This is a genomic window from Microbacterium sp. I2 (genome assembly GCF_051364985.1).
GTDB lineage: Bacteria > Actinomycetota > Actinomycetes > Actinomycetales > Microbacteriaceae > Microbacterium.
In genome coordinates, this window is sequence record NZ_JBLWIH010000007.1 from 226,445 (window position 1) to 250,386 (window position 23,942).

Sequence of the window (23,942 nt, forward strand, 5' to 3'; positions counted from 1 at the left end):
ATGCTCAGCGCTCTTCCTGTGCTTCGCTGGTTGCTGGAGTGTCGGTGTCGGATGCCGCTCGGTCGGCGGCGCCGGTGCTCGCGCGCAGCAGCGCCGTCGCGATTTCGCGACCGAGCAGCTGTTCGTAGATCCACATGATGGTGATCTCCCTCGTGGCGGACGCGGGCTCAGGCCCCGTCCGCGACCAGCCGGTAGCCGAGGGCCGCGAGCGCGTTCGTCATGTGCGCGGCGTACCACTCGGGCCATTCGTCGTCGTACGCGCCGCCGAGCTCCTCGGCCTCGAATACGCCGTGGGCCGCCGCGGCGGCCTTGAGGACGTCGAGGATGACCTCGTTCGTCGTTGCGTCCATGCGTCGTCTTCGTCCTTGTGGTTCGCTCAGCGACCGGGGAGGCGGTCCGTGATCTCCTGAAGGAGCCACTGGTTGCCATCGGGATCGGCGAACGTCGCGAACGAGCTGTAGCTGGCGCGCTCAGGGTGCGCTCCGGGGATCCGGTGCTCGACGCCGGCCCGGACGAACGGGTCGGCCTCGTGGAAGATCTCCGACACCTCGATGCCGCGCTCGGCGATTTCAGCGCGGGCGGCTTCGATGTCGGGCACGGCCACGAGGAGGCCGCGAACGGATCCCGCCGGCGCCGTCGTGATGCCGGTGCCGAAGATGATGGAGGCGGTGGATGCCGGGGGTGTGAGCTGGACGATCCGGTACCCCTCGTCGACGATGAAGTCGGCGTCGAGGCGGAAGTCCAATCGTTGGTAGAAGCTCTTCGCGCGGTCCACGTCGGAGACGGGCAGCACGACGACTTCGAGTTTCAGTTCCATGATCTACTCCTAATTTAGGATCATTTGATCCGATTGGGAGAGTAAACCGTGCAGCTGTCGTACTCTATTCCCATGACGACGAGAAAGTACGAAGATGCCTGCGGCATCGCCCGGTCGCTGGACGTGATCGGCGAACGGTGGGCGCTGCTCGTCGTCCGGGAGCTCGTCTTCGGGCCCAAGCGGTTCACCGACCTGCGTGCCGGACTGCATGGCATCAGCCAGAACGTGCTCAGCCAGCGCCTGCGCGATCTCGAGGCCGGTGGCGTGGTGCGTCGTACGGTGCTCGGCCCGCCCGCGAGCGTCCAGGCCTACGAGCTGACACCGCGGGGCCACGCGCTCGAACCGGTGCTCGTGGCCATGTCCCGGTGGGGCGCGCTCACCCCGGTGGCCCCCGGATCGGAGATGAGCAACGATGCCTTCGCGCTCGCGCTGAAAGCACTCCACGCGCCGACGGCGCCCGGCGGCTTCCACGGGCGGGTGCGCCTGAAGCTCGTGCGCGACGCGTTCGACGTGATGATCGACGGCGAGGTCATCGAGGTGACGCGCGCGTTCGGCGCCGACCCCGAGCTCGTCCTCGAGGCATCCGAGTCGGCGCTGCGAGGGGTCATCTTCCACCGCCGAACGTTCGACGAAGCCGTCACCGCCGGAGAGGTGCGCATCGCTGGCGACCGCAGGCGGGCGGCCGCCTTCCTCGAACGCTTCGCGCTCCCGCAGCTCGCCGACGACGGCCCCGCCGCCTGACGACGAGCGCCGCGGCCTGCCTCGGATATCTCTGCCGCGGTACTGAACCGGTGGTCTCAGCGAGCCCAGGAGGACCGGCCGAAGCGCTCCCAGCGCTCGACGACGCGCGGGGACGCGGCATCTGTTCCCGGCTCGTACACCGCACGGCCTTCGATGAAGACGCGCTCGACATGCGAATCGACCGCGAGCGGGTCGTCCGACCACACCACGATGTCGCCGTCGCGGCCCACCTCCAGGGCACCGACGCGCTCGTCGAGCCGCAGGATCTCGGCCGGGTTCGTCGTCAGCGCCTGCAGCGCCGTCGTCGCCGGGAGCCCCTCGCGCACGGCGAGGATCGCCTGCAGCCGGATGTGGTCGATCGGCACGACCGGGTGGTCGGTCGTGATCGCGACCTTCACGCCCGCCTCGGCGATCAGTGCGAGGTTGCCGATCGCGCGGTCGCGCAGCTCGACCTTCGAGCGCGAGGTCAGCATCGGCCCGAAGATCACCGGGATCTGCTTCTCGGCCAGCACGTCGGCGATCTTGTGCGCCTCGGTGCCGTGGTTCACGACCAGCGTGTAGCCGAACTCCTCGGCGATGCGGATCGCCGTCGCGATGTCGTCGTGGCGGTGGCAGTGCTGATCCCACACCAGCTCGCCCGCGAGCACCGCGGCGAGCGTCTCCTTGCCGAGGTCACGCTCGAACGGCTCGTCCTTCTCGGCTGCCGCGGCCCGCTTGTCGGCATAGGTCCGTGCGGCGACGAACGCTTCGCGGAGGACGGATGCCACGCCCAGGCGTGTCGACGGAGTCTGCTTCTTGTCGCCGTACACGCGCTTCGGATTCTCGCCGAGCGCCGACTTGACCGACACGTCGGCGGCGAGGATCTGCTCGTCTACTGTCCGCCCGCCCCATGTCTTGATGGCGACGGTGCGCCCGCCGATCGGATTGCCTGAACCGGGCTTGACGACCGCGGTGGTCACTCCGCCGCGCAGCGCGTCGCGAAACCCGACCTCCTCGATGTCGATCCCGTCGAGCGCGCGGAAGCGCGCGCCATTCGGGTCGGTCATCTCGTTGGTGTCCTCGCCCGACCAGCCCTCGCCGTCCTCGTGGACGCCGAGGTGCCCGTGGGACTCCACGAACCCGGGAACGACCCAGCGCCCCGACGCGTCGATGACCTCGGCCCCGTCGGGTACGGGCGTGTCAGGTCCGCCGACGGCGGTGATGACGCCGTCGGTGACGATCACGGTGCCATCGGGGATCGGGTCGGAGCTGACGGGAACGAGGTGACCGCCGGTCACGGCGAGGATGCGAGCCATGCCTCCAACCTACGACGCGCCGCGACGCGGGCTCGCGCGCGGCGCTCGACAGCACGCGCCCTGCCGGGCACGATCAGTGGATGATCAATCAGACGCCGGTGATGCGCGGTTTCCGTCAGGTGGACGTCTTCGGCCAGGGGTCGATGAGCGGGAATCCGGTCGCCGTCGTCCTCGGCGCGGACGGTCTCGACGACGAGACGATGCGGCGCTTCTCGGTATGGAGCAACCTGTCCGAGTGCACGTTCGTGCTGCCGCCGACCAGGTCCGACGCCGACTACAGGGTGCGGATCTTCAGCCTCAGCACCGAGCTGCCCTTCGCGGGGCATCCGACGCTCGGCACCGCGAGGGCATGGCTCGACGCCGGCGGCACACCGGCGGATCCCGATCTGCTCGTCCAGGAGTGCGGAGCCGGGTTGGTTCCCGTCCGGGTCGACGGCGAGCTCCTCGCCTTCTCCGCGCCACCGCGCATCCGCTCCGGTCCCGTCGAGCCCGGTCTGGTGGCAACCCTGGCCGACATCCTCGGCATCGACGTGACGCAGATCCTCGACGCCGAGTGGCTCGACAACGGCCCGGGCTGGGTCGGCCTTCTGCTCACCGATGCGAAGACCGTCCTCGGCGTGCGCCCCGACGCGTCGAGGCATCCGGGTCGCTGGGACATCGGCATCCTGGGCCTGCACGAACACGGAGCGGATGCCGCGCTCGAAGTGCGCGCGTTCTTCACAGAGGGCGCCGAGCCACTCCGGGAGGATCCGGTCACCGGCAGCCTCAACGCCGCCGCCGCCGAATGGCTGACCGCACGCGGCAGTCTCTCGGCTCCCTATGTCGCGGCGCAGGGCACAGCGATGGGACGGCGCGGGCGAGTGCACGTCAGCGCCGACGACGGCGGCCTCTGGATCGGTGGCCGCACCGACGTGGTCATCTCGGGCAGCATCCGGCTCTGACCCGGATCGCCGCGCGCCGCGGGGCGTACGGGATGGAAGACTCGCGTCATGGCCGCTCCCGTGCTGTTCATCGCCGCTGCGCTCCTGGTCGCCCTCGGGCTGTTCCATTCGTTCCTGGGTGAGCGGTACATCATCCGCCGGCTGCTGCGACGGGACGATCTTCCGAAGCTCTTCGGCGGGCAGGAGTTCACCGCCGGCACGATCCGCTTCGCGTGGCACATCACCACGCTCCTGGCGTTCGGCGTCGCCGCAGTGCTCATGCTCTTAGCGTTCGACGCCGATCAGCGGGCCGTCGTCGCCGCCGTCGGGATCACGTGCCTGGCGTGCGCCGTGCTGCCCCTCGTCTTCACGCGCGGCCGCCACCTGTCGTGGGCGATCTTCGTCGCTGCCGGCGCCCTCTGCCTCGTCGCCGCGATGATCGCCTGAGAGCGCCCCGCGTCCCAGCCCGCCCTCGCGTCGGCTCGCTGACGCAGGCTCGAATTTTACATTGCTTGCTATTCCCTCGTGTACTCACTACTCTGGCGCTGTCGTATCCGGCTCGTACGCCGCCGGCAGCTGCGCCGGTAGGCCTCGCACACGAGGGGGACTCAGATGAACCCGGACCACCAGCCTGCCTCCAGCGACCAGTCGGACGCTCTGGCCGCCTTCGATGAAGTACGCCGAAAGCTCTTCGGCATCGCCTACCGGATCACTGGCACGGTTACCGACGCCGAGGACGTCGTGCAGGAGACGTGGATCCGGTGGCAGCTGTACGACCGATCCCTGGTGCGTGACGCCACCGCGTTCCTCGCCACGATCGCCACGCGGCTCGCGATCAACGTCCTCACCAGCGCGCACACGACACGCGAGACGTACATCGGCCCCTGGCTCCCCGCTCCCACTGACACGACCGACGACCCGGCGCTCGGCGCGGAACGTGACGAGGCGCTGCACTTCGCGACACTGATGCTGATGGAGAGACTTACACCCTCCGAACGGGCGGCGTACGTGCTGCGCGAGGCGTTCGACTACCCCTATTCACGCATCGCCGCCATCCTGGAATCGACCGAGGCCGCCGCGCGGCAACTCGTTTGCCGCGCCCGCAAGCGATTGGCGGGAGGGCCGGCCCGCGTCGATGGCCGCGACACTCATCGCACCTTCCTCGACGCGTTCCTGCGCGCGGCCCGGGGAGGCGACACCGCGCAGCTCGAGATGCTCCTCGCCACCGACGCGATCAGCTACACCGACGGCGGCGGAGTCGTCCGGCATACGGCGCGACGCCCCATCTACGGCCGCGACAAGGTCGTGCGCTTCTTCGCGGGCCTCGCCCGATGGTTCTGGGCCGACATCGAGATCGTTCCGATGGAGGCCAACGGGCGCGCGGGAGCGTACCTCGTGCACGGATCCGAGCTGGTCGCAGTGTTCACGGTGACGGTGCAGAACGACGCGATCTCGCAGATCCTGTGGATGATGAACCCGGCCAAACTCGGGGCCGTCGCGAACGCCGGGCACTGGCATCCGGCACGATCGGATTGGGTGGTCGCGAGCGAGCGGTCCCCGAAGGCGGAGCTTCCCTCGCGCACGATCACCTCGTCCACGAGCGATTTGGGGTACAGTCGCGTGCATGGCTCGCGCAGATTCGAACCCGCCTGACGTCGCTTTGGACGACATGGTCTGCTTCAACCTGCACGCGGCCTACCGTGCCGTCACGGCGGCCTACCGGCCGCTGCTCGAGCCGCTCGGAGTCTCGTACCCGCAGTACCTCGTGCTCGCACTCCTGTGGCGTGACGGCGACCTTCCGGTCGGGCAGATCGTCGCCGGCCTGCGCTCCGACTACGGGACCATCACGCCGATCGTGAAGAGGCTCGAGAAGCTCGGATTCGTCACTCGGACCCGCAATCCCGACGACGAGCGGTCGGTGGTCGTCTCACTCACTCCGCGAGGGCGAGAGCTCGGCACACACGCGCCGCGCATCTACAGCGCCATCGCCGACCGGTTCGGCTTCACCGATGACAGAGCGGATGCCGCCCTCGACGTCCTTCGAACGATCACCGCCCGCGCGGGCTCCGACATCTGAGCCCACGCGGGCGGGGACGGCAGCCGGTCAGTGCTCCGCGGGCACGGCGCTCATCGCAGCGGTCGCGATGACGTCAGAGACGACGCCGGACTGGGTCATGAAGAGCGCGTGACTCGCCGACACGTTGGTGATGTCGGCTCCGCTGCGCGTCGCCATGTGCTGAAGCATCGCCTGGTCGAACGACTTGTCCTCGGTCGCGATGACCGCCCACGTGGGCTTGTCGCGCCATGCGGCGTGCGTGACGGCCGCGCCGAACACCGACATGTTGATCGGGATCTGTGAGTCGCGGAGGAACGCGGCATCCTCGTCCGAGGCATCGTGTGCGAATCCGGCCTTGAACGAATCGTGGTTGAGGAAGCCGTAACCGTCCTCGCCCACGTCGATGACGAATTCCGGTGTCGCGGCGAAGCCCTCGTACTGCTGACCCGTCGTCTCCCCCGTATCCGGCGCGAGAGCCGAGACGTAGACCAGACCCGCGACCTTCGGGTGGACGCCCGCTTCGGTGATCACCGTTCCGCCCCAGGAATGCCCGACCAGGATCGTCGGCCCGTCCTGCCTGTCGAGCACGCGAGTCGTCGCGGCGACGTCATCCTCCAGTGAAGTGAGCGGGTTCTGCACGATCGTCACGCGGTACCCGCGCGCCGTCAGATTGTCGTAGACCCCGCGCCAACCCGAACCATCGGCGAATGCGCCGTGGACCAGCACGACGTTCTTCACGTGGTGGTCGGTCGATTCCGGAACGGGAACTGCCGTGGGGGCGTCGATGGTGCTCATGTCATTGTTCCTCTCTCTCGCAGCGCCGGGGGGTTCCCGAGCGACTCTGCATCGGTGGCCGATCGACCAATCCGATGTGCAATATATTGCATGCAGTGTCTCAACAGAAGCGAGCTCGTCTAGATTCCCGGCTCGACGGATTTTGTGTGCAATATGTTTCATGCCCATTCCGCGCAATACTCCGGCCGTCGACCGCACGCTGCTCCGCGACGATGTGTACCGGCGACTCCGCGACGCCATCGTCGATGGCACGTTCACGCCGGGGGAGCAGCTCAAGGATGGCGAGGTGGCCGAATGGCTGGGCGTGAGTCGCACCCCGGTACGCGAGGCTCTGCTGCGGCTCGCGGCAAGCGGACTGGTGGTCGCGCTTCCCGGTCGATCCACCACCGTCAGCGCCATCGATGCGCCGATGGTGCGCGACGCGAGAGACGTCGTCGCCGCGATGCACGAGCTGGCCGTGCGTGAAGTCACCGGCCGATTGAGCGATCGCGACGTGGAACGGATGCGGGAGGCCAACCGCCGGTTCGCCGCTGCGGTCTCTTCCGGTGATGTCGGAGCCGCCCTGGACGCTGACGAACAGCTGCATCGAATCCCGGTCACGGCGCTCGGGAACCACGCCCTCGAAGCGGTGCTGGAGCAGTTCGGTCCGCTCGTGCGTCGGGCGGAGAGGCTGCGCTTCGACCTGGATGGCCAGGTGTCCACCGAACAGCACGAACGGCTCATCGACCTCATGGCGGCGGGAGATGCCCAGGGCGCCGCCGCCGTCGCGTTCGAGATCTGGCGCAGCCTGCCCGCCGAAGCGGCGGTCTGAGAGGCCTGTCACCGGGACTCGATCGTCTGGTCAGTCGGGCAGGCCGCGCACCATCACGAGGGATCCCTCGAAGGTCGGCTGCCGACGCAGGTCGCCGTGGCGCGCGTCCCATTCGCCGCTGTCGATCGCTCGCGCGAGATCGTCGGTGTAGGCGTCGACCTTGGTCTGCGGAACAAAACTCCACGCGGAGCAGGCAGCCCGGGCCTCGGGAATCAGCAGCTGTTCGGGGCGGCCGTAATACGCCTCGTTGAAGCCGTCGGAGCAGTCCAGTGGAATCGGCACGAGGTCGGCCGACACCGTTCCGCCGAGCGCGGTGCGCAGGCGCGGGATCAACGGGTAGCGCCGTCGCTCGGTCTCGATCACCTCGGGTGCGTACTCGGCGAGCCAGAACCTGTCGAGCAGATCGGGGTCGCAGGTCAGGATGACCACCGGGCCGCGCGTCACGCGACGCATCTCTCCCAGCCCTGCTTCGAGGTTCGTCCACTGGTGCACCGAGAACGTGGTCATCGACGCATCGAAGTGGTCATCGGGGAACGGCAGGGACTCCGCCACCGCATCCAGTGCCGGGACGAGCCCGGCAGGTCGTTGGCTGCGCATGCTCGCGGACGGCTCGACAGCCGTCACGTCGCGGTCCGTGGGCTCGTAGTTTCCCGCGCCGGCCCCGACGTTCAGCACGGATCGGGCGTCTCCCAGTGCGTCCGACACTGCCTGGGCGATTCGCGGATCCGGGCGGCGGAAATCGCTGTACGTCCTGCCGATCACGTCGTAGTCGGCGTCCCCGGCGCTTCCGTCGCGACTCCGCCTGTGCTCCGCACCGCTCATGGCTCGATACTGGCACGACCGCCCGGCGGGCTATCTGCAGCCTTCCGCCGCACATGACGAAGGCCGCCGCAACTGGTCCACGAATGGACGAAGCCGCAACGCGGTCGCGCAGCTCGTGCGCAGACGACCTCCGCGATCTCTGCCTACGGCCGGACCAACCCGGTCTCGTCCACCCGCACGATCCGCTGCCGCTGCACGCCCAGCCCCTCGATGCCGATCTCGACGAGGTCGCCGGCGGCGAGATACGGAAAGCGACCGGACAGCGCGACTCCCTCGGGAGTGCCTGTGTTGACGAGATCTCCGGGTTCGAGCACGAGGAAATGCGACAAGTGACGCACGAGCTCTGCGACGTCGAAGATCATGTCCGAGGTGCTCGAGTCCTGCCGCTGCTCGCCGTTCACCCGCGACCAGATCCGCAATCGCTGCGGGTCGATCTCATCTGCGGGCACCAGCGCCGGCCCGAGCGGATTGAACGTCTCGGAGCTCTTCCCCTTCGACCACTGCCCGCCCGACCGCATCAGCTGGTAATCGCGCTCCGACACGTCGTTGCTCACGACATAGCCCGCGATGCACCCGAGCGCGGCCTCCCGGTTCGGCAGGTAGCGTGCGGTCGCGCCGATCACGACGCCGAGCTCCACTTCCCAGTCGACCGCGTCGGCACCGGGAGGGATGCGGACATCATCGAAGGGACCGATGACGGTGTTCGGGTGCTTGAAGAAGAGGATCGGCTCCGCGGGGGGCTCCGATCCCGACTCCGTCGCGTGCGCCGCGTAGTTCTGTCCGATGCACAGCACCGCGCCGGGGCGCGCGATGGGAGCGCCCAGGCGCTCGCCGTCGATCTGCACGGCAGGGAGGGACTCCGCGGCGAGCGCTTCACGGACCCTCCGGATGCCGTCTGTCGCCAGGAATCCGCCGTCGATGTCGCCGGCGATGCCCTCGAGCGCGTACGTGCGCCCTCCGGCACGGACGACAGGGCGCTCCCGGCCGGCCGGGCCGACCCGGAGTAGCTCCACGCCGATCACTCCGCTTCGGGCATGGCGACGACCGCGTCGACCTCGATCCGGAATCCGTTCAGGTCGGCCCGGATCGTGGTGCGGACGGGGTACGGCTGGGCGAGGAACTCCTTGGACAGATCGTTCAGCTCGGCCCAGTCATCCATGTCATTCAGATAGACGCCGATGCGCACCGCACGGTCGAGGGATGTTCCCCCGGCCTCGGCGATGGCCTGGAGGTTCCGGAACGTCTGCCGCAGCTGGTCGGCGAAGGTCTTGCCGACGAGTCCGCCGTCGGCATCGAACGGGCCCTGCCCCGCGATGAAGAGGAAACCTCCGCTCACGATGCCGGAGGAATAGGTGCCGGCAGGCGCGGGTGCGTGAGGGCTGGAGACGGCGTACGGCATGATCATCCTTCTGTTTCAGTGGCGGCCCAGGACGGACCAGATGTCCACGACGACGCCGTCCGCGACGGCGACGATGTGCGAGTGCATGTTGGAAAGCCCGCAGGCGTGATTGGGGCGGATGCGGACGGTGTCGCCGACACGCAGGCCGGAGGCGCCGCGCAGGAATCCGTGCTCTTCGTGACCCATTGCGAGTACGCCGCCGTGGTCCGACACCACCGTGCCGATGCGCCCGTCGCCGTGGAGGCTGCCGTCCGCGCTCATCGCCTTGATGCCCGCGTCGACGAGCACCGGATCTCCCCGTTCGACGCTGATGACGCGACTGAGCACGGTGATGGCCGTGTGCTCCGGGTCGACCGTGCCGATCGCGACCTGGTTCTCGTCGCCGTACACGTAGGTGCCCGGCCGTGCTTCGGTGATCCCCTCGACCGTCGGGGCGGAGCGCGCGCCGGCGGTCGACCCCACCGAGACGCTCGCGAGCGGCATACCGTCGTTCCTGATCCCGCCCGCCACATCGGCGAGCAGCCGACCGGCCGCGAGCCCGGTGACGGTCCTGCGAGCGGCGTCGGCACCGACGCCCTGGACCTGTCCTTCGTGCGTGAAGACGCCCTCGAGGCGAAGCCCGGGCGTCCCGGCGATCTCGCGAGCCGCCCGCACCGCGTTGTCGGGATCGACTCCCGTGCGGCCGAGCCCGGTGTCGACCTCGAGCCGGACGTCGATGATCGTCCCGGCGGCGACCGCGGCTTCGCCGAGCTCCGAGACGGATGCCGCGGAATCGGCGCCGACGATGAGGCGCACGCGCCTCGCGGCCGAGATCGCCGTCGCGACCCGTGGCCCACCCACCGGTGGATAGGCCCAGAACACATCGGCGAAGCCCGCCGCGGCGAGGGCTGCGACCTCGTTCGCGGTGGCGGCGGTGAGGCCCACCGCGCCGGCCTCGACCTGGAGGGCTGCGATCTCGGCGCACTTGCTGGTCTTCCAGTGCGGCCGCAGCGCGACCCCGAGGGCCTCGGCGTGCGCGGCCATCTCACCGATGTTCCACCGCAGCGCGGGCACGTCGACGATCACCGACGGAGTGGGCAGCCGGTCGATCGGCTCTCCGATCAGATCGCGCAGCTCTGCGGTTCCGATGGCAGGGGGTTTCACGCGGCGGTGTCCTTTCGCATGCTCGGAAGGCCGAGCTGCAGCGGGTGGTGGCATGCGACGCTCCGTGAGCCGCCGGCGACCGGAGTCAGCACGGGCTGGACGGCGACGCAGACCTCGTCCGCCCGCCAGCAGCGAGTGCGGAAGCGGCAGCCCGACGGAGGATTCGACGCCGAAGGCAGCTCACCCTGCAGCACGATCCGCTCGCGCACGTCGTCGGGAGACGACGGCGGCGTCGCCGAGGCTAGGGCGGCGGTGTAAGGATGCAGCGGCTGGTCGAGCACCTCGTCCGCCGGGCCGGTCTCGACGATCACACCGAGATACATCACGACGACGCGATCGGTGACATGGCGAATGACATCGAGGTCGTGCGAGATCATCACCGACGACATGGAGCTGGATCTGCGGAGGTCCATCAGGAGATTGAGAACCTGTGCCTGCACCGAGACGTCGAGTGCCGAGACCGGCTCGTCCAGGATGAGCAGCTCGGGGTCCAGCGCGAGAGCCCGGGCGATGCCGATGCGCTGACGCTGCCCTCCGGAGAATTCGTGGGGATAGCGGTTGCGCGCCGTCGCTGGAAGCCCGACCCGATCGAGCAGTTCGGCGGCCTTCGCGGGACCGCTCCTGCCCTTCCACCTGCCGAAGGCGCGCAGCGGCTCGGCGAGGATCTCCTGGACGGTCATGCGGGGATTGAGGGACGACTGCGGGTCCTGGAAGACGAACTGCATCTTCTTGCGCAGCTCGTGCCGTTCGGCGCGCGCAGGGCGGGTGATGTCCCGGCCGCGGAAGGCGATGCGACCGGACGTCGGATCGACGAGTTGCACGAGCGCCCTGCCCGTCGTGCTCTTGCCGCAGCCGGATTCGCCGATGATGCCGAGGGCCTCGTTCTCGCGGACGGTGAAGCTCACGCCGTCGACCGCGTACACGGTGCGCTTGCGCCCGTTGATCGCGGCGCTGGTGAAATGCACCTTGAGGTCGTCGACGCGCAGCACCTCGGACGCGTCGGCACCCGGCCTCGCCTCGTCCACGATCGTCATGCGATCACCTCCTGTCGTACGTCCCGGTAATGGCAGGCGCTCAGCCGGCCGTCCACGCTGAGCTCCAGCTCGGGGCGCTCGGCGAAGCAGCGGTCGTTCTTGTACGGCGAGGCGCAGCGCGGCGCGAAAGCACATCCCGGCGGCAGATCCGTCATGCTCGGTGGGCGGCCCGGGATGGCGACGAGCCGCTCGCCGCGTTCGTGCGCGCCCGGCTGGCTGCGCATGAGTGCGTTCGAGTACGGATGCCGGCTGTCGGCGAAGAGCTCGCGTGTGGTGGCGACCTCGACCACGCGTCCGGCGTACATCACGACGACCCGAGACGCGGTCTGCGCGATCACCCCGAGGTCGTGGGTGATGAGCACGACCGCCACCCCGAGCTCGTCGCGAGCGCGCATGAGGGCGTCGAGCACCTGGGCCTGGATCGTCGCATCAAGGGCCGTGGTCGGCTCGTCGGCGATGATCACCGCCGGATCGTTGACGAGCGCCATCGCGATCGCGGCGCGCTGGCGCATGCCACCCGACCATTGGTGCGGATACTGCTGGGCGCGCTGCGCCGCGTCGGGCACACCGACGAGCTCGAGCATCTCGACCGTGCGACGGCGCACGTCGGCGTGCGAGGCGCGCCGGTGATGGATGCGGTACGCCTCGTCGATCTGGGCGCCGACTCTCACGACCGGATCGAGCGTCGTCATCGGGTCCTGGAAGACCATGCCGATGTGCTTCCCGCGCACCTCGCGCAATTCTCGCGAGGTGAGGCTCGCGAGATCTCGGCCGTTGAACTCGATGACCCCCGAGAGCTGGGCTCCCGGCGGTAGCAGTCTCAGCACGGTGAGCGCGGTCATGGACTTGCCGGAGCCGGATTCGCCCACGATTCCGACCACTTCCCCGGGTGCGACGTCGAAGGAGATGTCACGGAGGATCCGCACCGGTCCGGAAGGGGTCTGCAGGTCGAGGTTCACGCCCCGCAGCGACAGCGCGGCGTCGGCTCCGGAGTGGGGAAGAGGCATCCGGTTCACTTGTTCTTCCTCGGGTCGATGGCATCCCGGATGCCGTCGCCGATCGCCATCGCCGAGAGCACGGTGGCGGCGATCAGCAGACCTGCCGGAACCCAGAGCCACGGCATGGACGACAGCACGGTCAGTGACTGCGCTTCATTGAGCATGTTCCCCCAGCTGGACTGGGGCGGTTGCACGCCGGCCCCGAGGAACGACAGCGACGATTCCAGGAGCACCGCCTCGGCCACGAGGATCGTCGCGGAGACGACGACGGGCGGCAGCACGCCGGGGACGAGATGACGGCGGATGATGTAGCCGTTGCTCGAGCCCAGCACGCGCGCCGCCTGCACGAACTCCTCCTCGCGCAGGCTCAGCACGACCCCTCGCGCGATCCGGGCTGACGAGGGCCACGACAGCAGCGCGATGATGCCGATGAGCAGCGGCACGCTCGGACCGACGACGCCCGCGAGCACGATGATCACGAGCACGGCCGGGACCGACAGCATGATGTCGACGGTGCGGCTGATGATGGTGTCGGTCAGGCCGCCGAACCAGCCCGCGAGGACGCCGGCGAGGGTGCCGAGCGTCACCGCGATGATCGCCGCGAGGAAGCCGACCGACAGTGAGACCTGCCCCCCGGCCAGGAGTCGGCTGAAGACGTCGCGACCCGTGGAGTCGGTCCCGAGGAGGTGTCCGGGGGAGGGCGGCTGGCGGATGTTCTCGAGGTCGATCGCGGTCGGTGAGTACGGGCTGATCAGAGGCGCGAGCACGCTCGCCAGCACGATGACGGCGAGCACGATGACGCCGATGACAGCGGTCGGGTTGCGCAGGAACCGGCGCCGTGCGAGCTGGTCGGGCGAGAGCTCACGGGGCAGGCGCCTGGCTTCTTCGGCGATGACGGCCTGCGTGGCGGTCTCGGTCAGGCTCATCTGGCGGTCCTCACCCTCGGGTCGACCACCGCGTACAGGAGGTCCGCGATGAGGTTGCAGGCAAGCACGACGATCGCGATGTACAGGCCGAAGCCGATCAGCACCGGGTAGTCGCGATTCGTGAGTGACGCGATGGCGAGCTGCCCCATCCCCGGCCAGGCGAAGATCTGCTCGAGCACCACCGCGCCGGCGAGCACACCTGGGATCGACAGCGCGACCACCGTGACGAGCGGGATGAGGCTGTTGCGGAGCGCATGTGACAGCACGCGCACTGGGCTCGCGCCCTTGGCGACGACCGCTCGGACGTAGTCCTTGCCGAGCTCCTCCATCATGCCGCTGCGCACGTAGCGGATGAGGGATGCCGCGATCGCCAGGCCGAGCAGACTCACGGGCAGAACCATATGGACCAGCAGGTCCCCGATGTCGGTCTTGCCGGACGAGTGCATGCCCGCCGACGGCAGAACCCGCAGTTTCACGGCGAAGATGTAGATCGACAGCATCCCCAGGAAGAAGCTGGGCACCGCGATGGCCACGACGCTCACGGTGCTGATGGTGTAGTCGGCGATGGAGTTGCGCTTCACGGCGGCGAGGACGCCACCGGGGATCGCGACGAGAAGCCCCAGCAGCAGCGCGCTTCCCATGAGCAGGATGGTGGGGCCTAGCCGGTCGGCCAGGAGTTGTCCGACCTGCTGTCCGTTGGAGTACGAGTAGCCGAGATCCCCCACCATCAGCCCGCCGAACCACCGGAAGAACTGCACCACGATCGGCTGATCGAGGCCGTACTTCTCGCGGAGCGAGGCTGTGTAGGCCTCTCGATCGGCACCGTCGACCTCCGGCGGGACCATCATGTCGATGGGATCGCCGGGTGCCATTCGCACGAGCGTGAAGAGCCCGATCGCGACCAGCAGGAAGACGAGCACGCTCGAGGAGAGCCGTGTGGTGAGGGATCTCAGCATCTTCTACTCGGAGATCGTCCAGTCGGCTGCGTTCCAGAAGCCGTTCGTGAAGTCGCCGTGGGGCACGAAGCCTTTCAGACGCTCGCTCGTCGCCCAGATCGTGTCGGGCACGTGGAGCCACAGGTACGGGACGTTCTCGTTGTCCACGCGTGCGGCCTCCTGGTACACCTCGGCACGCTCTTCCGGATCGGCGATCACGGCGCCCTCGGCCATCAGCGCGTCGAGCTCCGGGTTGCAGAACAGCGATGTGTTGCCGCCGGCCGGGTACACGGTAGCGCACGAGAGCGGAGCGACCGATGCCGCCGGATCGGTCGTGTACGTGCCTCCGCCCGAGACCATGAGGTCGTACTCCGCATTCTCGATCATGGGCAGCTGGGCGGCCGACTCGATCTGGTTGGCGACCGCGTTGACACCGATGGCCTTGAGGTTCTCGAGGATCACCTCGACGCTCTGGTCGCGGTCACGCGTGCCAGGGATCCACGTGAGCTTGATCTCCCGCGAGAAGTCGAACCCGGCTTCCTCGAGCAGCTCCTTCGCGCGGTCCGGGTCGTAGTCGTAGGTGTCGAGATCGTCCGGAAGCGCCCACGGGGTCATGATCGTGCTGTTGATCGGCTGACCGTAGCCGCTCAAGACGCCGTCGATGATGCCTTCCCGGTCGATCGCGGTGAGGAACGCCTGGCGCACACGCTCGTCGGGGAACTTCTCGAAGTTCACCAGCAGCCGCAGGAAACCCGCGGACGGCTTCGACGAGACGGTGACGCCGGGCAGACCTTCGACCGCCCCCAGGTCGAGAGCCGAGAGCTGCACGAGATCGATCTCGCCGGTGGCGAGCTGGGCCGTCGCGACGTCACTCGTGAGCATCTTGAGGTACAGCGTGTCGATGCCCACGTCGGTGCGGTAGTTGTCGTTCTTCTCGAGGACGACGTCCTGGTCGATGTTGAATTCCTTCATCGTGTACGGGCCCGCACCCACGTCGGGGAGCGTGAAGTACTCGTCGTCGGCGAGGACTGCCGGATCGACGTCCCCGAGGATGTGCTCGGGGAGGATGAAGAAGCTGCCCACCAGCAGTGACATGAACCCTGCATTGGGCGTACTCAGAGTGATCTTCACCGTCTGGTCATCGACCGCTTCGACGCCCGTCAGGCTGTCGGCGGCGCCTGCTTTGACCTCATCGAACCCCTCGACTCCCGCGAGCCTCGACGCGTAGATGCTCGCGGCGGCCGGATTCGCGTACAGGTTGAACGAATAGACGATGTCGTCTGCGGTGAGGGGCTCGCCGTCGCTCCACTCCAGCCCGTCTCGCAAGTGGAACGTGTATTCGGTCGCGTCGTCGGACACGTCCCACGATTCCGCGAGGCGTGGCTCGTAGTCGAAGTCGGGATTCGTCGTGTACAGCGTGTCGTAGACGAGCGACATCGTGAGCGCCTCGGCGCCCAGGCCCGCCACGAGGGGGTTGAAGGTGACGGGCTTCTGGTAGAGGTAGACGTTGGCCGAGGTGGGCTCGTCGGATTCTGCGGGCGGCGAGGTGGACGCGCTGCAGCCCACGACGAGTGCTGTGGTGGCGGCGAGCGCGAGCGCGCCGGTGATGAACCGCGATTGCATGGCTTGCTCCTTACGGGTTGTCGATGTGATGGTGGTGCGTCGCGCCGGGTGATCAGGCCGCCACGATCGGGGTGGTGAGGGAACCGAGTCCCTGCACCTCAGCGACGACGATGTCGCCGTGATTCAGAAAGGTGCCGGTGGTGGCACCCACGCCTGCGGGCGTTCCGGTGAGGATGATGTCGCCCGGGTTGAGCGTCATCAGCCTCGAGCTGAACGACACGAGCTCGGCGACACTGTGCACCATGTCGGCCGTGCTTCCGGTCTGTTTGAGGTCGCCGTTGACGTGCAGCGTGAGCTGCAACGCCTGCGGATCGCCGACTTCGTCGGCCGTCACGATCCACGGTCCGAACGGGGCGGAGCCGTCGAGCCACTTGCCTTCGAGCCAGTCGAAGAACCCCGTCCACACCTCGCCGTCGCGCTCGAACCCGAGATCGAGGCTGCGTGCGGACAGGTCGTTGCTGGTGGCGTAGCCGAAGACGTGCTCGAGCGCCTCGTCCTCGCTGACACCGCGGGCGGTGCGACCGATCACGACGGCGAGCTCCACCTCCCAGTCGAGCTCGCGGGTGATCGGGTTGAGCGTGACGGCGGTGTCGGGACCGACGATGCTGGTGTCAGGCTTGAGGAACAGCCGCGGCGAGGCCGTACCCACATCGCGGGCCTTCCCACCGCCCTCCTCGACGTGGGCCTGATAGTTGGCGGCGACCGCGATCACCTTGCCCGGCGCGGTGAGCGGGGCGACGAGCTTCAGGCCGGCCAGCGGCACGCGCGACACCTCGCGCTCCTCGGTGGTCCCGGCGACGACTCCGGCCAGGTCGCCGTCGCCGGTCACCACGACCTCGCCGCCGTCGATGCGTCCGTGGCGCACTGTTCCTTCATCGTCGAATGCGAGCCATTTCATGTTTCGGTTCCTCCGGGATCACCAGGTGAGTGTGGTCGGGTTGCCGCTCGACGCCGATTCGGCGATCGCGTCGAGCGCGCGAGACAGCGTGACGAGATCGGATGCCGCGGCCGGCCGATGCCGGCCCTTGATCGTCTCGGCGAACCGCGCGAGCAGCGCGGTCACCGAGTCCTCGCCGAACGGGAGGACGTCGCGTCCTCGGGGTGTGTGGACTTCGATGGACGGGCGAGCCAGGTCGGCGAGGAGCGAACCATGGGTACCGACCAGACGCACGACGCAGCGCAGGACCCCGCTGCCGCCGGCACTCTCCGCCGTCCGGGAGACGTGCATGCTCACGATCACGTCGCGCTCGGTCTGACCGAGGAAGGTGAACGCGTCGGCCTCACGGCTGCCGTGGGTCTGGAGCCGCACCTGGGCGGGGCCCGTCGCCTGGCGGAGCAGGTCCACCAGGTACACGCCATGGTTGCGCAGCTCCCCGACCGGGCTGAGCCCGTCACCGGCGGCCACGACGAGGTCGACATGCACGGCGCGGAGCAGTCCGATCTCGGCGCCGCGCACCGCGGACAGCGCGCGTGTGAAGCCGGCGTGCGCACTTAAGTGGTGCCCCGGAACGACCGTGCCGGCCGCGGCCGCGAACGCCTCGAGATCTGCGGTGTCGTCGAGCGTCGGCTTGTCGAGGAGCATCGGGATCCCGGCATCCGCCGCGAATCGCGCGAACGCGAGCCGGTCTGCGCCGCGCAGGCATACGACGGCACCGGATGCCGCGGCGGTGGGCCGCTCGGAGACCTCGAGCCCGACGCCGAGGGCGGTCGCGAGGGCGGTCGCACGCGCGACCGCCTCGTCGCTGACCGTCGGCGGCGTCCACACGCCGACAGGCGCGAGTCCCGCGGCGGCCAGGCGCGGCGCCCACATGTCGGCCTGATGGTGCTGTCGCCCGGCTCCGAGCGTGCCGGCGAGGAGGACGGGGATGCCGCTCATGCCGCCTCCTCGATCCGGACGGTGTCGCCGGTCGCGAGCGACCGCTCCGATGCGACCGCGAGGTCGACGGCGTGCACGGCCGCCGCGACGGGCGGCACGACCGGGCGGCGTCCGCGTGCGGCATCCACGAATCCTTCGAGCTCGCGGCGGAAGGTACGCGCCCCGGCGCCGTCCACGCCCCAGGCCGCGAGGCCGGTGTCGGTCCAGGCGAGCAGGCCCTCGGCATCCCACTCCCGCGCGAGCACCCCTTCGGTGCCGACGACCGTGAGCTCGAGGTACGACGCCGATCGGGGCCGTTCGCCGCGGCTGATCTCGCAGACCGCGGCTGCGCCCGAGGCGAAGCCGAGCTCCATGACGAGGTAGTCGTGGATGCCGAGCGCCGCGCTGGTGGCCTTCTGCCCGGCGGCGAACACGCTGACGGCGGGTTCGCCGATCCACCACGAGGCGAGGTCGACCAGGTGCACGCCGTTGTGGAGCGAGTGGCCGCCCGAGAGCTCCGGGTTCAGCACCCACGACTGCCACCCCGGCCAGATCCATCCGCCGTTCATGGCCACGCGCACGAACCGGGGCGTTCCGATCACGCCGGCGTCGATGGCGTCGCGGATCGCCAGCCCTTGGTCCGAGAACCGGTGGCTGTGACCGACCGCGAGCGCGAGTCCGCGCTCGGCGGCTTCGCGCTGCAGTGCGCGCGCCCCGGCGCTCGTCATGGCGAGCGGCTTCTCCATCAGCAGGTGCTTGCCCGCCGCGAGCACGGTGCGGCCGAGGCTTTCGTGGGTCATGTTCGGGGTGCACACGATGACGGCGTCGACGGACGGGTCGGCCAGCAGCACCTCGACGTCGTCGTACGGCGTGCAGCGTTCGACGTGTGCCGCCTCCGCTGCCCGTGCGGCGTCGACGTCGCAGACCGCGACCAGTCGTGCTTCGGGCATGGCGCGCAGCGCCGCCATGTGGGACACGGCGATTCCGCCGACCCCCACGATGCCGATTCCCAGAGGCCGGGATGCCTCACTCATTGCGTCCCTTTCGAAGGAGTGCGCCGGAGCGATGGGGGGTGAGTCGACCACCCTCCATCACGGCGACGCCGTTGACGAACACGTGGTGGATGCCGGAGGACGCCGTCGCCGGACGCGCGAAGGTCGCCGCAGAGTCGAACCGCGCGTCGTCGAAGACGACGACGTCGGCGCGGGCGCCGCGCGCGATGCCGCTGCGCAGTCCGACACGCGCTGCCGGGGCGCTCGACATGCGACGCGCGGCCTCGCCGACGGAGACGCCGAGGTCGCGCATCCGCCGGTAGCCCGCGGAGAAGGCGCCCCACGACCGGGGGTGCGGCGCAGATGCCGCGTGGCTCGCGTCGAGCGCGGTCCCATCCGAGGCGACACTCACCCACGGCGTCCGCAGCGCGTGGTCGACGTCGGCCCAGCGACCGCTCTCGACCGCGACGTCGACGAGGCCGTCGTTCGCGATGAGCAGATCTACCAGCCATCGCCACGGGTCCTCCGTGTGCTCGCCCGCAGAGACGCCGACAGCCTCGGGGGTCGCTGCGGCCTTCATGACGATGATCTGCTCGGGGGTGGTGCCGGTATCGGCGAGGGCACGCGCGACCCCTGCCGGATCTCCGACCGCGGCGGCGATGGCGGCATCGGGCCCCGCGGCGCGCACCGCGCTGGGAAGCAGCTGCACCAGTGTCGTGTGCCCGTGAACGTACGGGTAGGCATCCGCGGCCACGTCGACACCGGCGCTGCGAAGCCTGTCGATGTGGTCGACGGCCTCCGCGAACCCGTCCTCGCCGCCGATCGCCCGCAGGTGGGAGATCTGCAGCCGTGCGCCGGCGCGCGCTGCCGGGATGGCCACCTCGTCGATCGCGCCGCGCAGCGCTCGGGCCCGATAGTCCCGGAGGTGCACGGACAGCACTCCGTCGTGGGCCGCCACGACTCCCGCCACGCGCTGGAGTTCAGCCGCCCCGGAGGATTCGCCGGGCGCGTACATGAGGCCGAGGCTCACTCCGACACAGCCGCTCTCGAAGGCGGAGGACAACTCGCGCTCCAGCGCGTCGAGCCCCTCCGTGCCGAGCGCTGTCGCGGCGAGGCCGGCCACCGCGAACCGTGCGGATCCATGCCCGACCTGGACTGCGACGTTTGTCGCGGTGGGCACGTCGTCAAGCGCCTGCATCCAGCCCGCGAAGTCGTTCCAGGTCCAGTCGAGGCCCGGAGTGACGTCGACGGGCCCGATGATCCGCGAGAGGCCCAGTCGATCGCGGTTGCCCGGCGCCGGAGACATGCCGCAGTTGCCGACCACTTCCGTGGTCACACCCTGTGTCACGCGGCTCGCGTTGCCGGGGTATGCGATCAGACTCAGGTCCGAGTGGCAGTGGATGTCGACGAATCCCGGAGCCACGACGCGACCGGCGCAGTCGATCACAAGGGCGTCGTATCCGCCCGCAGGACGATGGCCGGCCGGAACGATCGCGTCGATCTGCCCATTCGCCATCATCACATCGGCGATGCGCGGCTCACCGCCGAACCCGTCGGCGACGAGCCCGCCGACGAGCGCGACAGGGCCGGGCGGAGCGGTCATCTCAGGCACGCTCCCCGAGCAGCGCGAAGGCGCCCTCGCTGGCCATCGCACCCAGCACCTCATCGGCCTGATCCAGGGTGCGATCGATGTCGGCTTCGGTGTGGGCGAGCGAGATGTGGTTGCGCTTGAGCGACATGGGGTACATCAGCGAGCCCTTGCCGATCATCCGGCGGTGGAACGTCGCGTAAGCATCGTCGTCGTTGCGCAGCAGGTCGCGATAGCCTCGCACCTCTCCGTCGAGGAAGTACGCGATGAAGACCGAGCCGACACCTGTGATGACGGCGGGGATGCCGTGGGCCGCGGTGATCTGTCGCAGACCGTCTCGCATCCGGTCGCCGAGACGGTAGACGTGACCGTAGAAGTCGACCTCCGGATCCTTCAGGACTGTCATCGTGGCGATCGCGGCAGCCATCGACACCGCGTTGCCGTTGAACGTGCCGGCGAGCATCACCGTGCCCCCCGCGGGCGTGAAGTTGGACATGACCTCCGCCGACCCGGCGAGGCCAGCGACCGGGTATCCGTTCCCCATCGACTTGCCGAACGTCGTGAGGTCGGGGGTCACGCCGCAGATCTCCTGGTAGCCGCCGAGGGCGTGCCTGAACCCCGTGATGACCTCGTCGAAGATGAGCAGGCTCCCGTGCGCGGCCGTCAGGTCGCGCAGACCCTGCAGGAAAGCGAGCTCGGGCAGCAGAGCGCCGACGTTGTGCGGAACGGGCTCGAGGATGACGGCGGCGATGTCATCGGGATGAGCGGCGAAGAGCTCTTCGACGGAGGCGAGGTCGTTGAACTCGGCGATCAGGGTGTGATCGATGGCGTCGTCGAGGATGCCGCTCGAGTTCGGGTCGCGGCGCCATGCGAGCTCGGGGCTGGAGATCACGTTGCGGGCGATCGCATCGTACGAGCCGTGGAAGCATCCCTGGAACTTCACCACGTACCGTCGGCCTGTGGTTCCCCGCGCCAGACGGATGGCCTGGAACACCGCCTCCGAACCGCTCATCGTCGAGATCACCATCTCGGCCGACGGAATCGCGTGGGTAACGAGCTCGGCCGCGCGGACCTCGAGCTCCGTCGTTCCCAGGCCGACGAGATCCATGTCGCCGATCGCGGCGGTGATCGCGCTGTTGACGCGCTCGTCGCCGTGACCGAGCAGGATCGCGCCGAACGCCGCGTGGTAGTCGGTGTAGCGATTCCCGTCGAGGTCGGTGAGGGTCGCCCCGTGCGCGGATGCGAAGGCCCAGGGGGCTCCGATGCTGCGCGTGGCGGAGTTGACTCCGCCGGGGATGATGCGCGCTGCCGCCTCGGCGAGGGCGCGGGAGGCCGATGTCACGTAGATCTCCTTGGTGTTTCAGGTCGGACGAGAAGCGCTCAGGCGCGAGGGTCTTCGAGTTCCAGCAGGGCCAGCGCATCCTGGTGGATGATGCTCTCGACCGTCTCTTCGAGCACATGCGGGAGGTCGCCCGCACGGAGCTGCGCGATGCCGCGCAGCCGGCTCATCGCCTCTGCCGGCGTCCACAGCGGATAATCGGAGCCGAAGAGCAGCTTCGGCACCGTGTTCCACTCCTGCGCGTTGACCAGGGCGAGGTAGGCGTCCATCGGGCGGGACGGCACGCCCGAGACGTCGGCGAACACGCGGCGGTTCTTGCGGAGGACGACGTTCGCGTCGCGCTGCCACGGATGGCCCATGTGCGCCATGACCTGCGTGAGGTCCGGATGCCGCCGTGCGACCTCGTCGATGACGAGCGGTTGACTGACGGCGAGACGCCCGGCCGGGCTGGGGGTTGCGCCCATATGCCAGAGCGCCACCATTGCGTTGTCCGAGAGCAGCCGGTAGAAATCGTCGAAATCCGGCGCGAGAGGATCGAACAGCGACAGCACCGGATACAGCTTCACACCGCGCAGCCCCAGCTCGATGGCCTCCTCTACCTGCTCGCGCCAGTCCGCGTCCAGCGGGTCGAGGGAGCAGAAGCCGATCGCGGGCGTGTTCATCCGTGAGACGAAGTCGGCGGTGAAGGCGTTCGGCGTGCGTACGCCCGCCCGCGACGCGGCGAGGCCGAACACGATGGCGACATCCACGCCCGCCTCGCCCATGACCCGGTCGAACGACTCGGGTGTCACGACGGGGTACGGCTCGCCGCCGTACGCCCCCTGCCAGTTCTCCTCGTGCTCATGGCCCCAGTGCTCGGGCTGATGGCAGTGGCTGTGGACGTCGACGATCACGATATGGCCATTCGGGTGCGCAGCGCGCTGAGCGCGCTCTCGAATCGCGGCTCGGCCACGAGTTCGGCGGCGGCCGCATTGAGGATGGGAAGGATCCGCTTCTGATCGGCCGGCTGGAGCTCGCCGGTGGGTGCCGAGACCGACAGCGAGATCACGGGCGGACCGCCGGAGGGCAGCAGCACGGCCATGCACGTGACGCCGCGGTTGCGTTCTTCGTCGTCCACGCTGTAGCCGGCTTTCCGGATGCGCTGCAGGGCGAGGTCGAGTTCGGAGCGCGTCGTGATCGTCGTGGGCGTCCACCCCGTGTAGGGGTCCTGCTCCGGCAGGTGCGCTGCGAGTTCGTCCTCCGGGAGCGTCGAGAGCAGCATCTTGCCCAGGCCGGTGCAGTATGCGAACTCGAGGGTGCCGCTGGTGGCGAATCGCAGCGCCCGCTGCGGCTCCTCGACATGCAGGTGCAGCACGAAGCGACCGTCGAGGACGCCGACGTTCGTGGTGAATCCGACCTCTTCGGCAAGCCGGCGAAGCACCGGTGCGGACACCTCGGCGACGCTCGGCGGGCGGTATCGCTCGGCGATCTCGTGCACCGTGTGCCCGATCGAGTAAGCCGGCGGGGCGCCGAACCGGCGCACGAAGCCCTCCTCCTCCATGACCGCGAGGATGCGCACGAGGGTGGACTTCGGAAGGTCGAGCATGCGCGCGAACTGCGCGAGGGTCAGCGGACCGTCGGCAGCGCCGAGCAGCCGGAGCATGGCCAGCCCGCGGCTGAGCCCCTGTGAGTGATACGACATGGCACGTTGTTCCACGTCGGCATACTCGCACCGTCCCGAATGAAATGGAACCCCGTTCCATGTAACGAGTTCGTAAGGCGACATGGAACGAAAGTCACGGTTCGGGGTTTCGACATGGAACGTCTGGACATGGAACCCCGATCCGTGCAGATACTCACGCTCAGCACTGTTC

27 protein-coding genes are annotated in these 23,942 nt (G+C 68.9%); 6 read left to right on the top strand and 21 right to left on the bottom strand.

What is annotated here, in order from left to right:
• Positions 1 to 4: 4 nt before the first annotated feature.
• Genes ACLKM7_RS06130 through ACLKM7_RS06140 form a run of 3 tightly spaced genes read right to left on the bottom strand, consistent with a single transcriptional unit; the run spans position 5 to position 817 of the window.
• Entirely contained in the window at positions 5 to 136 is a 132-nt protein-coding gene (locus ACLKM7_RS06130) for a hypothetical protein (protein ID WP_436446271.1), read from the bottom strand.
• 31 nt (positions 137 to 167) lie between these two features.
• Positions 168 to 350: a hypothetical protein gene (locus ACLKM7_RS06135; RefSeq protein ID WP_436446272.1), complete on the bottom strand. Its 183-nt coding sequence runs from the start codon at positions 348 to 350 to the stop codon at positions 168 to 170.
• Positions 351 to 376: 26 nt separating this feature from the next.
• Positions 377 to 817: a VOC family protein gene (locus ACLKM7_RS06140; protein WP_436446273.1), complete on the bottom strand. Its 441-nt coding sequence runs from the start codon at positions 815 to 817 to the stop codon at positions 377 to 379.
• 72 nt (positions 818 to 889) lie between these two features.
• Here ACLKM7_RS06140 and ACLKM7_RS06145 point away from each other — a divergent pair, with 72 nt between their 5' ends.
• The gene (locus tag ACLKM7_RS06145) at positions 890 to 1,558 is read left to right on the top strand and encodes a winged helix-turn-helix transcriptional regulator (RefSeq protein WP_436446274.1); all 669 of its coding nucleotides are present in this window, start codon (positions 890 to 892) and stop codon (positions 1,556 to 1,558) included.
• A 56-nt stretch (positions 1,559 to 1,614) separates the two neighbouring features.
• On the opposite strand, the gene ACLKM7_RS06150 is transcribed toward ACLKM7_RS06145, so the two are convergent.
• Complete coding sequence (locus ACLKM7_RS06150; protein WP_436446275.1) at positions 1,615 to 2,853, bottom strand: amidohydrolase; 1,239 nt, start codon at positions 2,851 to 2,853, stop codon at positions 1,615 to 1,617.
• A gap of 80 nt (positions 2,854 to 2,933) precedes the next feature.
• Here ACLKM7_RS06150 and ACLKM7_RS06155 point away from each other — a divergent pair, with 80 nt between their 5' ends.
• The 4 genes from ACLKM7_RS06155 to ACLKM7_RS06170 all read left to right on the top strand — a co-directional run bounded on the left by ACLKM7_RS06155 (position 2,934) and on the right by ACLKM7_RS06170 (position 5,850).
• A complete protein-coding gene (locus ACLKM7_RS06155) occupies positions 2,934 to 3,794 on the top strand; it encodes a PhzF family phenazine biosynthesis protein (protein ID WP_436446276.1) in 861 nt (286 codons plus the stop codon).
• A gap of 48 nt (positions 3,795 to 3,842) precedes the next feature.
• A complete protein-coding gene (locus ACLKM7_RS06160; protein WP_436446277.1) occupies positions 3,843 to 4,220 on the top strand; it encodes a hypothetical protein in 378 nt (125 codons plus the stop codon).
• A gap of 165 nt (positions 4,221 to 4,385) precedes the next feature.
• Positions 4,386 to 5,426, top strand: coding sequence for an RNA polymerase sigma factor SigJ (gene sigJ / locus ACLKM7_RS06165; protein WP_436446278.1), 1,041 nt, complete (start codon positions 4,386 to 4,388; stop codon positions 5,424 to 5,426).
• Positions 5,398 to 5,850 (top strand): MarR family winged helix-turn-helix transcriptional regulator, encoded by a 453-nt coding sequence (locus ACLKM7_RS06170; protein WP_436446279.1) that lies wholly within the window; start codon positions 5,398 to 5,400, stop codon positions 5,848 to 5,850. Before sigJ ends, ACLKM7_RS06170 begins: the two co-directional genes overlap by 29 nt.
• A 27-nt stretch (positions 5,851 to 5,877) precedes the next feature.
• On the opposite strand, the gene ACLKM7_RS06175 is transcribed toward ACLKM7_RS06170, so the two are convergent.
• Positions 5,878 to 6,624 carry an alpha/beta fold hydrolase gene (locus ACLKM7_RS06175; protein ID WP_436446280.1) on the bottom strand — a complete coding sequence of 249 codons (747 nt, stop codon included), beginning with the start codon at positions 6,622 to 6,624 and terminating at the stop codon, positions 5,878 to 5,880.
• Positions 6,625 to 6,784: 160 nt separating this feature from the next.
• On the opposite strand from ACLKM7_RS06175, the gene ACLKM7_RS06180 reads away from it, so the two are divergent.
• Complete coding sequence (locus ACLKM7_RS06180; RefSeq protein ID WP_436446281.1) at positions 6,785 to 7,435, top strand: GntR family transcriptional regulator; 651 nt, start codon at positions 6,785 to 6,787, stop codon at positions 7,433 to 7,435.
• Positions 7,436 to 7,465: 30 nt separating this feature from the next.
• On the opposite strand, the gene ACLKM7_RS06185 is transcribed toward ACLKM7_RS06180, so the two are convergent.
• The 16 genes from ACLKM7_RS06185 to ACLKM7_RS06260 all read right to left on the bottom strand — a co-directional run bounded on the left by ACLKM7_RS06185 (position 7,466) and on the right by ACLKM7_RS06260 (position 23,785).
• Positions 7,466 to 8,257 (bottom strand): class I SAM-dependent methyltransferase, encoded by a 792-nt coding sequence (locus ACLKM7_RS06185; RefSeq protein WP_436446282.1) that lies wholly within the window; start codon positions 8,255 to 8,257, stop codon positions 7,466 to 7,468.
• Between the two features lie 143 nt (positions 8,258 to 8,400).
• Entirely contained in the window at positions 8,401 to 9,270 is an 870-nt protein-coding gene (locus ACLKM7_RS06190) for a fumarylacetoacetate hydrolase family protein (RefSeq protein ID WP_436446283.1), read from the bottom strand.
• Positions 9,271 to 9,275: 5 nt separating this feature from the next.
• Positions 9,276 to 9,656 (bottom strand): RidA family protein, encoded by a 381-nt coding sequence (locus ACLKM7_RS06195; RefSeq protein WP_436446284.1) that lies wholly within the window; start codon positions 9,654 to 9,656, stop codon positions 9,276 to 9,278.
• Between the two features lie 15 nt (positions 9,657 to 9,671).
• On the bottom strand, positions 9,672 to 10,799 hold the full coding sequence (locus tag ACLKM7_RS06200; protein WP_436446285.1) for an alanine racemase: 1,128 nt from the start codon (positions 10,797 to 10,799) through the stop codon (positions 9,672 to 9,674).
• Entirely contained in the window at positions 10,796 to 11,833 is a 1,038-nt protein-coding gene (locus ACLKM7_RS06205; protein ID WP_436446286.1) for an ABC transporter ATP-binding protein, read from the bottom strand. Before ACLKM7_RS06205 ends, ACLKM7_RS06200 begins: the two co-directional genes overlap by 4 nt.
• Complete coding sequence (locus tag ACLKM7_RS06210; RefSeq protein WP_436446468.1) at positions 11,830 to 12,840, bottom strand: ABC transporter ATP-binding protein; 1,011 nt, start codon at positions 12,838 to 12,840, stop codon at positions 11,830 to 11,832. The genes ACLKM7_RS06205 and ACLKM7_RS06210 overlap by 4 nt, the downstream gene beginning before the upstream one ends.
• 5 nt (positions 12,841 to 12,845) lie before the next feature.
• Positions 12,846 to 13,757, bottom strand: coding sequence for an oligopeptide ABC transporter permease (gene opp4C / locus ACLKM7_RS06215; RefSeq protein ID WP_436446287.1), 912 nt, complete (start codon positions 13,755 to 13,757; stop codon positions 12,846 to 12,848).
• Positions 13,754 to 14,713, bottom strand: coding sequence for an ABC transporter permease (locus tag ACLKM7_RS06220; protein WP_436446288.1), 960 nt, complete (start codon positions 14,711 to 14,713; stop codon positions 13,754 to 13,756). Before ACLKM7_RS06220 ends, opp4C begins: the two co-directional genes overlap by 4 nt.
• A 3-nt stretch (positions 14,714 to 14,716) precedes the next feature.
• On the bottom strand, positions 14,717 to 16,315 hold the full coding sequence (locus ACLKM7_RS06225) for an ABC transporter substrate-binding protein (RefSeq protein ID WP_436446289.1): 1,599 nt from the start codon (positions 16,313 to 16,315) through the stop codon (positions 14,717 to 14,719).
• Between the two features lie 52 nt (positions 16,316 to 16,367).
• The gene (locus tag ACLKM7_RS06230) at positions 16,368 to 17,213 is read right to left on the bottom strand and encodes a fumarylacetoacetate hydrolase family protein (RefSeq protein ID WP_436446290.1); all 846 of its coding nucleotides are present in this window, start codon (positions 17,211 to 17,213) and stop codon (positions 16,368 to 16,370) included.
• Between the two features lie 18 nt (positions 17,214 to 17,231).
• The gene (locus ACLKM7_RS06235) at positions 17,232 to 18,191 is read right to left on the bottom strand and encodes a hypothetical protein (RefSeq protein ID WP_436446291.1); all 960 of its coding nucleotides are present in this window, start codon (positions 18,189 to 18,191) and stop codon (positions 17,232 to 17,234) included.
• Positions 18,188 to 19,204 (bottom strand): Gfo/Idh/MocA family protein, encoded by a 1,017-nt coding sequence (locus tag ACLKM7_RS06240; RefSeq protein ID WP_436446292.1) that lies wholly within the window; start codon positions 19,202 to 19,204, stop codon positions 18,188 to 18,190. Before ACLKM7_RS06240 ends, ACLKM7_RS06235 begins: the two co-directional genes overlap by 4 nt.
• Positions 19,197 to 20,765 carry an N-acyl-D-amino-acid deacylase family protein gene (locus ACLKM7_RS06245; protein ID WP_436446293.1) on the bottom strand — a complete coding sequence of 523 codons (1,569 nt, stop codon included), beginning with the start codon at positions 20,763 to 20,765 and terminating at the stop codon, positions 19,197 to 19,199. The genes ACLKM7_RS06240 and ACLKM7_RS06245 overlap by 8 nt, the downstream gene beginning before the upstream one ends.
• 1 nt (position 20,766) lies before the next feature.
• Positions 20,767 to 22,092: an aspartate aminotransferase family protein gene (locus tag ACLKM7_RS06250; RefSeq protein ID WP_436446294.1), complete on the bottom strand. Its 1,326-nt coding sequence runs from the start codon at positions 22,090 to 22,092 to the stop codon at positions 20,767 to 20,769.
• Between the two features lie 38 nt (positions 22,093 to 22,130).
• On the bottom strand, positions 22,131 to 22,982 hold the full coding sequence (locus tag ACLKM7_RS06255) for an amidohydrolase family protein (protein WP_436446295.1): 852 nt from the start codon (positions 22,980 to 22,982) through the stop codon (positions 22,131 to 22,133).
• On the bottom strand, positions 22,979 to 23,785 hold the full coding sequence (locus tag ACLKM7_RS06260; RefSeq protein WP_436446296.1) for an IclR family transcriptional regulator: 807 nt from the start codon (positions 23,783 to 23,785) through the stop codon (positions 22,979 to 22,981). The genes ACLKM7_RS06255 and ACLKM7_RS06260 overlap by 4 nt, the downstream gene beginning before the upstream one ends.
• Positions 23,786 to 23,942: the final 157 nt, after the last annotated feature.

What these genes read in the sequence shown, in the direction of transcription:
- ACLKM7_RS06240 (WP_436446292.1), bottom strand. Translation starts at nt 19,204, where the DNA reads ATGAGTGAGGCATCCCGGCCTCTGGGAATCGGCATCGTGGGGGTCGGC.
- ACLKM7_RS06130 (WP_436446271.1), bottom strand. Translation starts at nt 136, where the DNA reads ATGTGGATCTACGAACAGCTGCTCGGTCGCGAAATCGCGACGGCGCTG.
- ACLKM7_RS06235 (WP_436446291.1), bottom strand. Translation starts at nt 18,191, where the DNA reads ATGAGCGGCATCCCCGTCCTCCTCGCCGGCACGCTCGGAGCCGGGCGA.
- ACLKM7_RS06135 (WP_436446272.1), bottom strand. Translation starts at nt 350, where the DNA reads ATGGACGCAACGACGAACGAGGTCATCCTCGACGTCCTCAAGGCCGCC.
- ACLKM7_RS06225 (WP_436446289.1), bottom strand. Translation starts at nt 16,315, where the DNA reads ATGCAATCGCGGTTCATCACCGGCGCGCTCGCGCTCGCCGCCACCACA.
- ACLKM7_RS06230 (WP_436446290.1), bottom strand. Translation starts at nt 17,213, where the DNA reads ATGAAATGGCTCGCATTCGACGATGAAGGAACAGTGCGCCACGGACGC.
- ACLKM7_RS06155 (WP_436446276.1), top strand. Translation starts at nt 2,934, where the DNA reads ATGATCAATCAGACGCCGGTGATGCGCGGTTTCCGTCAGGTGGACGTC.
- ACLKM7_RS06170 (WP_436446279.1), top strand. Translation starts at nt 5,398, where the DNA reads ATGGCTCGCGCAGATTCGAACCCGCCTGACGTCGCTTTGGACGACATG.
- ACLKM7_RS06220 (WP_436446288.1), bottom strand. Translation starts at nt 14,713, where the DNA reads ATGCTGAGATCCCTCACCACACGGCTCTCCTCGAGCGTGCTCGTCTTC.
- ACLKM7_RS06205 (WP_436446286.1), bottom strand. Translation starts at nt 11,833, where the DNA reads ATGACGATCGTGGACGAGGCGAGGCCGGGTGCCGACGCGTCCGAGGTG.
- ACLKM7_RS06175 (WP_436446280.1), bottom strand. Translation starts at nt 6,624, where the DNA reads ATGAGCACCATCGACGCCCCCACGGCAGTTCCCGTTCCGGAATCGACC.
- ACLKM7_RS06210 (WP_436446468.1), bottom strand. Translation starts at nt 12,840, where the DNA reads ATGCCTCTTCCCCACTCCGGAGCCGACGCCGCGCTGTCGCTGCGGGGC.
- sigJ (WP_436446278.1), top strand. Translation starts at nt 4,386, where the DNA reads ATGAACCCGGACCACCAGCCTGCCTCCAGCGACCAGTCGGACGCTCTG.
- ACLKM7_RS06145 (WP_436446274.1), top strand. Translation starts at nt 890, where the DNA reads ATGACGACGAGAAAGTACGAAGATGCCTGCGGCATCGCCCGGTCGCTG.
- ACLKM7_RS06185 (WP_436446282.1), bottom strand. Translation starts at nt 8,257, where the DNA reads ATGAGCGGTGCGGAGCACAGGCGGAGTCGCGACGGAAGCGCCGGGGAC.
- ACLKM7_RS06245 (WP_436446293.1), bottom strand. Translation starts at nt 20,765, where the DNA reads ATGACCGCTCCGCCCGGCCCTGTCGCGCTCGTCGGCGGGCTCGTCGCC.
- ACLKM7_RS06140 (WP_436446273.1), bottom strand. Translation starts at nt 817, where the DNA reads ATGGAACTGAAACTCGAAGTCGTCGTGCTGCCCGTCTCCGACGTGGAC.
- ACLKM7_RS06160 (WP_436446277.1), top strand. Translation starts at nt 3,843, where the DNA reads ATGGCCGCTCCCGTGCTGTTCATCGCCGCTGCGCTCCTGGTCGCCCTC.
- ACLKM7_RS06150 (WP_436446275.1), bottom strand. Translation starts at nt 2,853, where the DNA reads ATGGCTCGCATCCTCGCCGTGACCGGCGGTCACCTCGTTCCCGTCAGC.
- opp4C (WP_436446287.1), bottom strand. Translation starts at nt 13,757, where the DNA reads ATGAGCCTGACCGAGACCGCCACGCAGGCCGTCATCGCCGAAGAAGCC.
- ACLKM7_RS06195 (WP_436446284.1), bottom strand. Translation starts at nt 9,656, where the DNA reads ATGCCGTACGCCGTCTCCAGCCCTCACGCACCCGCGCCTGCCGGCACC.
- ACLKM7_RS06180 (WP_436446281.1), top strand. Translation starts at nt 6,785, where the DNA reads ATGCCCATTCCGCGCAATACTCCGGCCGTCGACCGCACGCTGCTCCGC.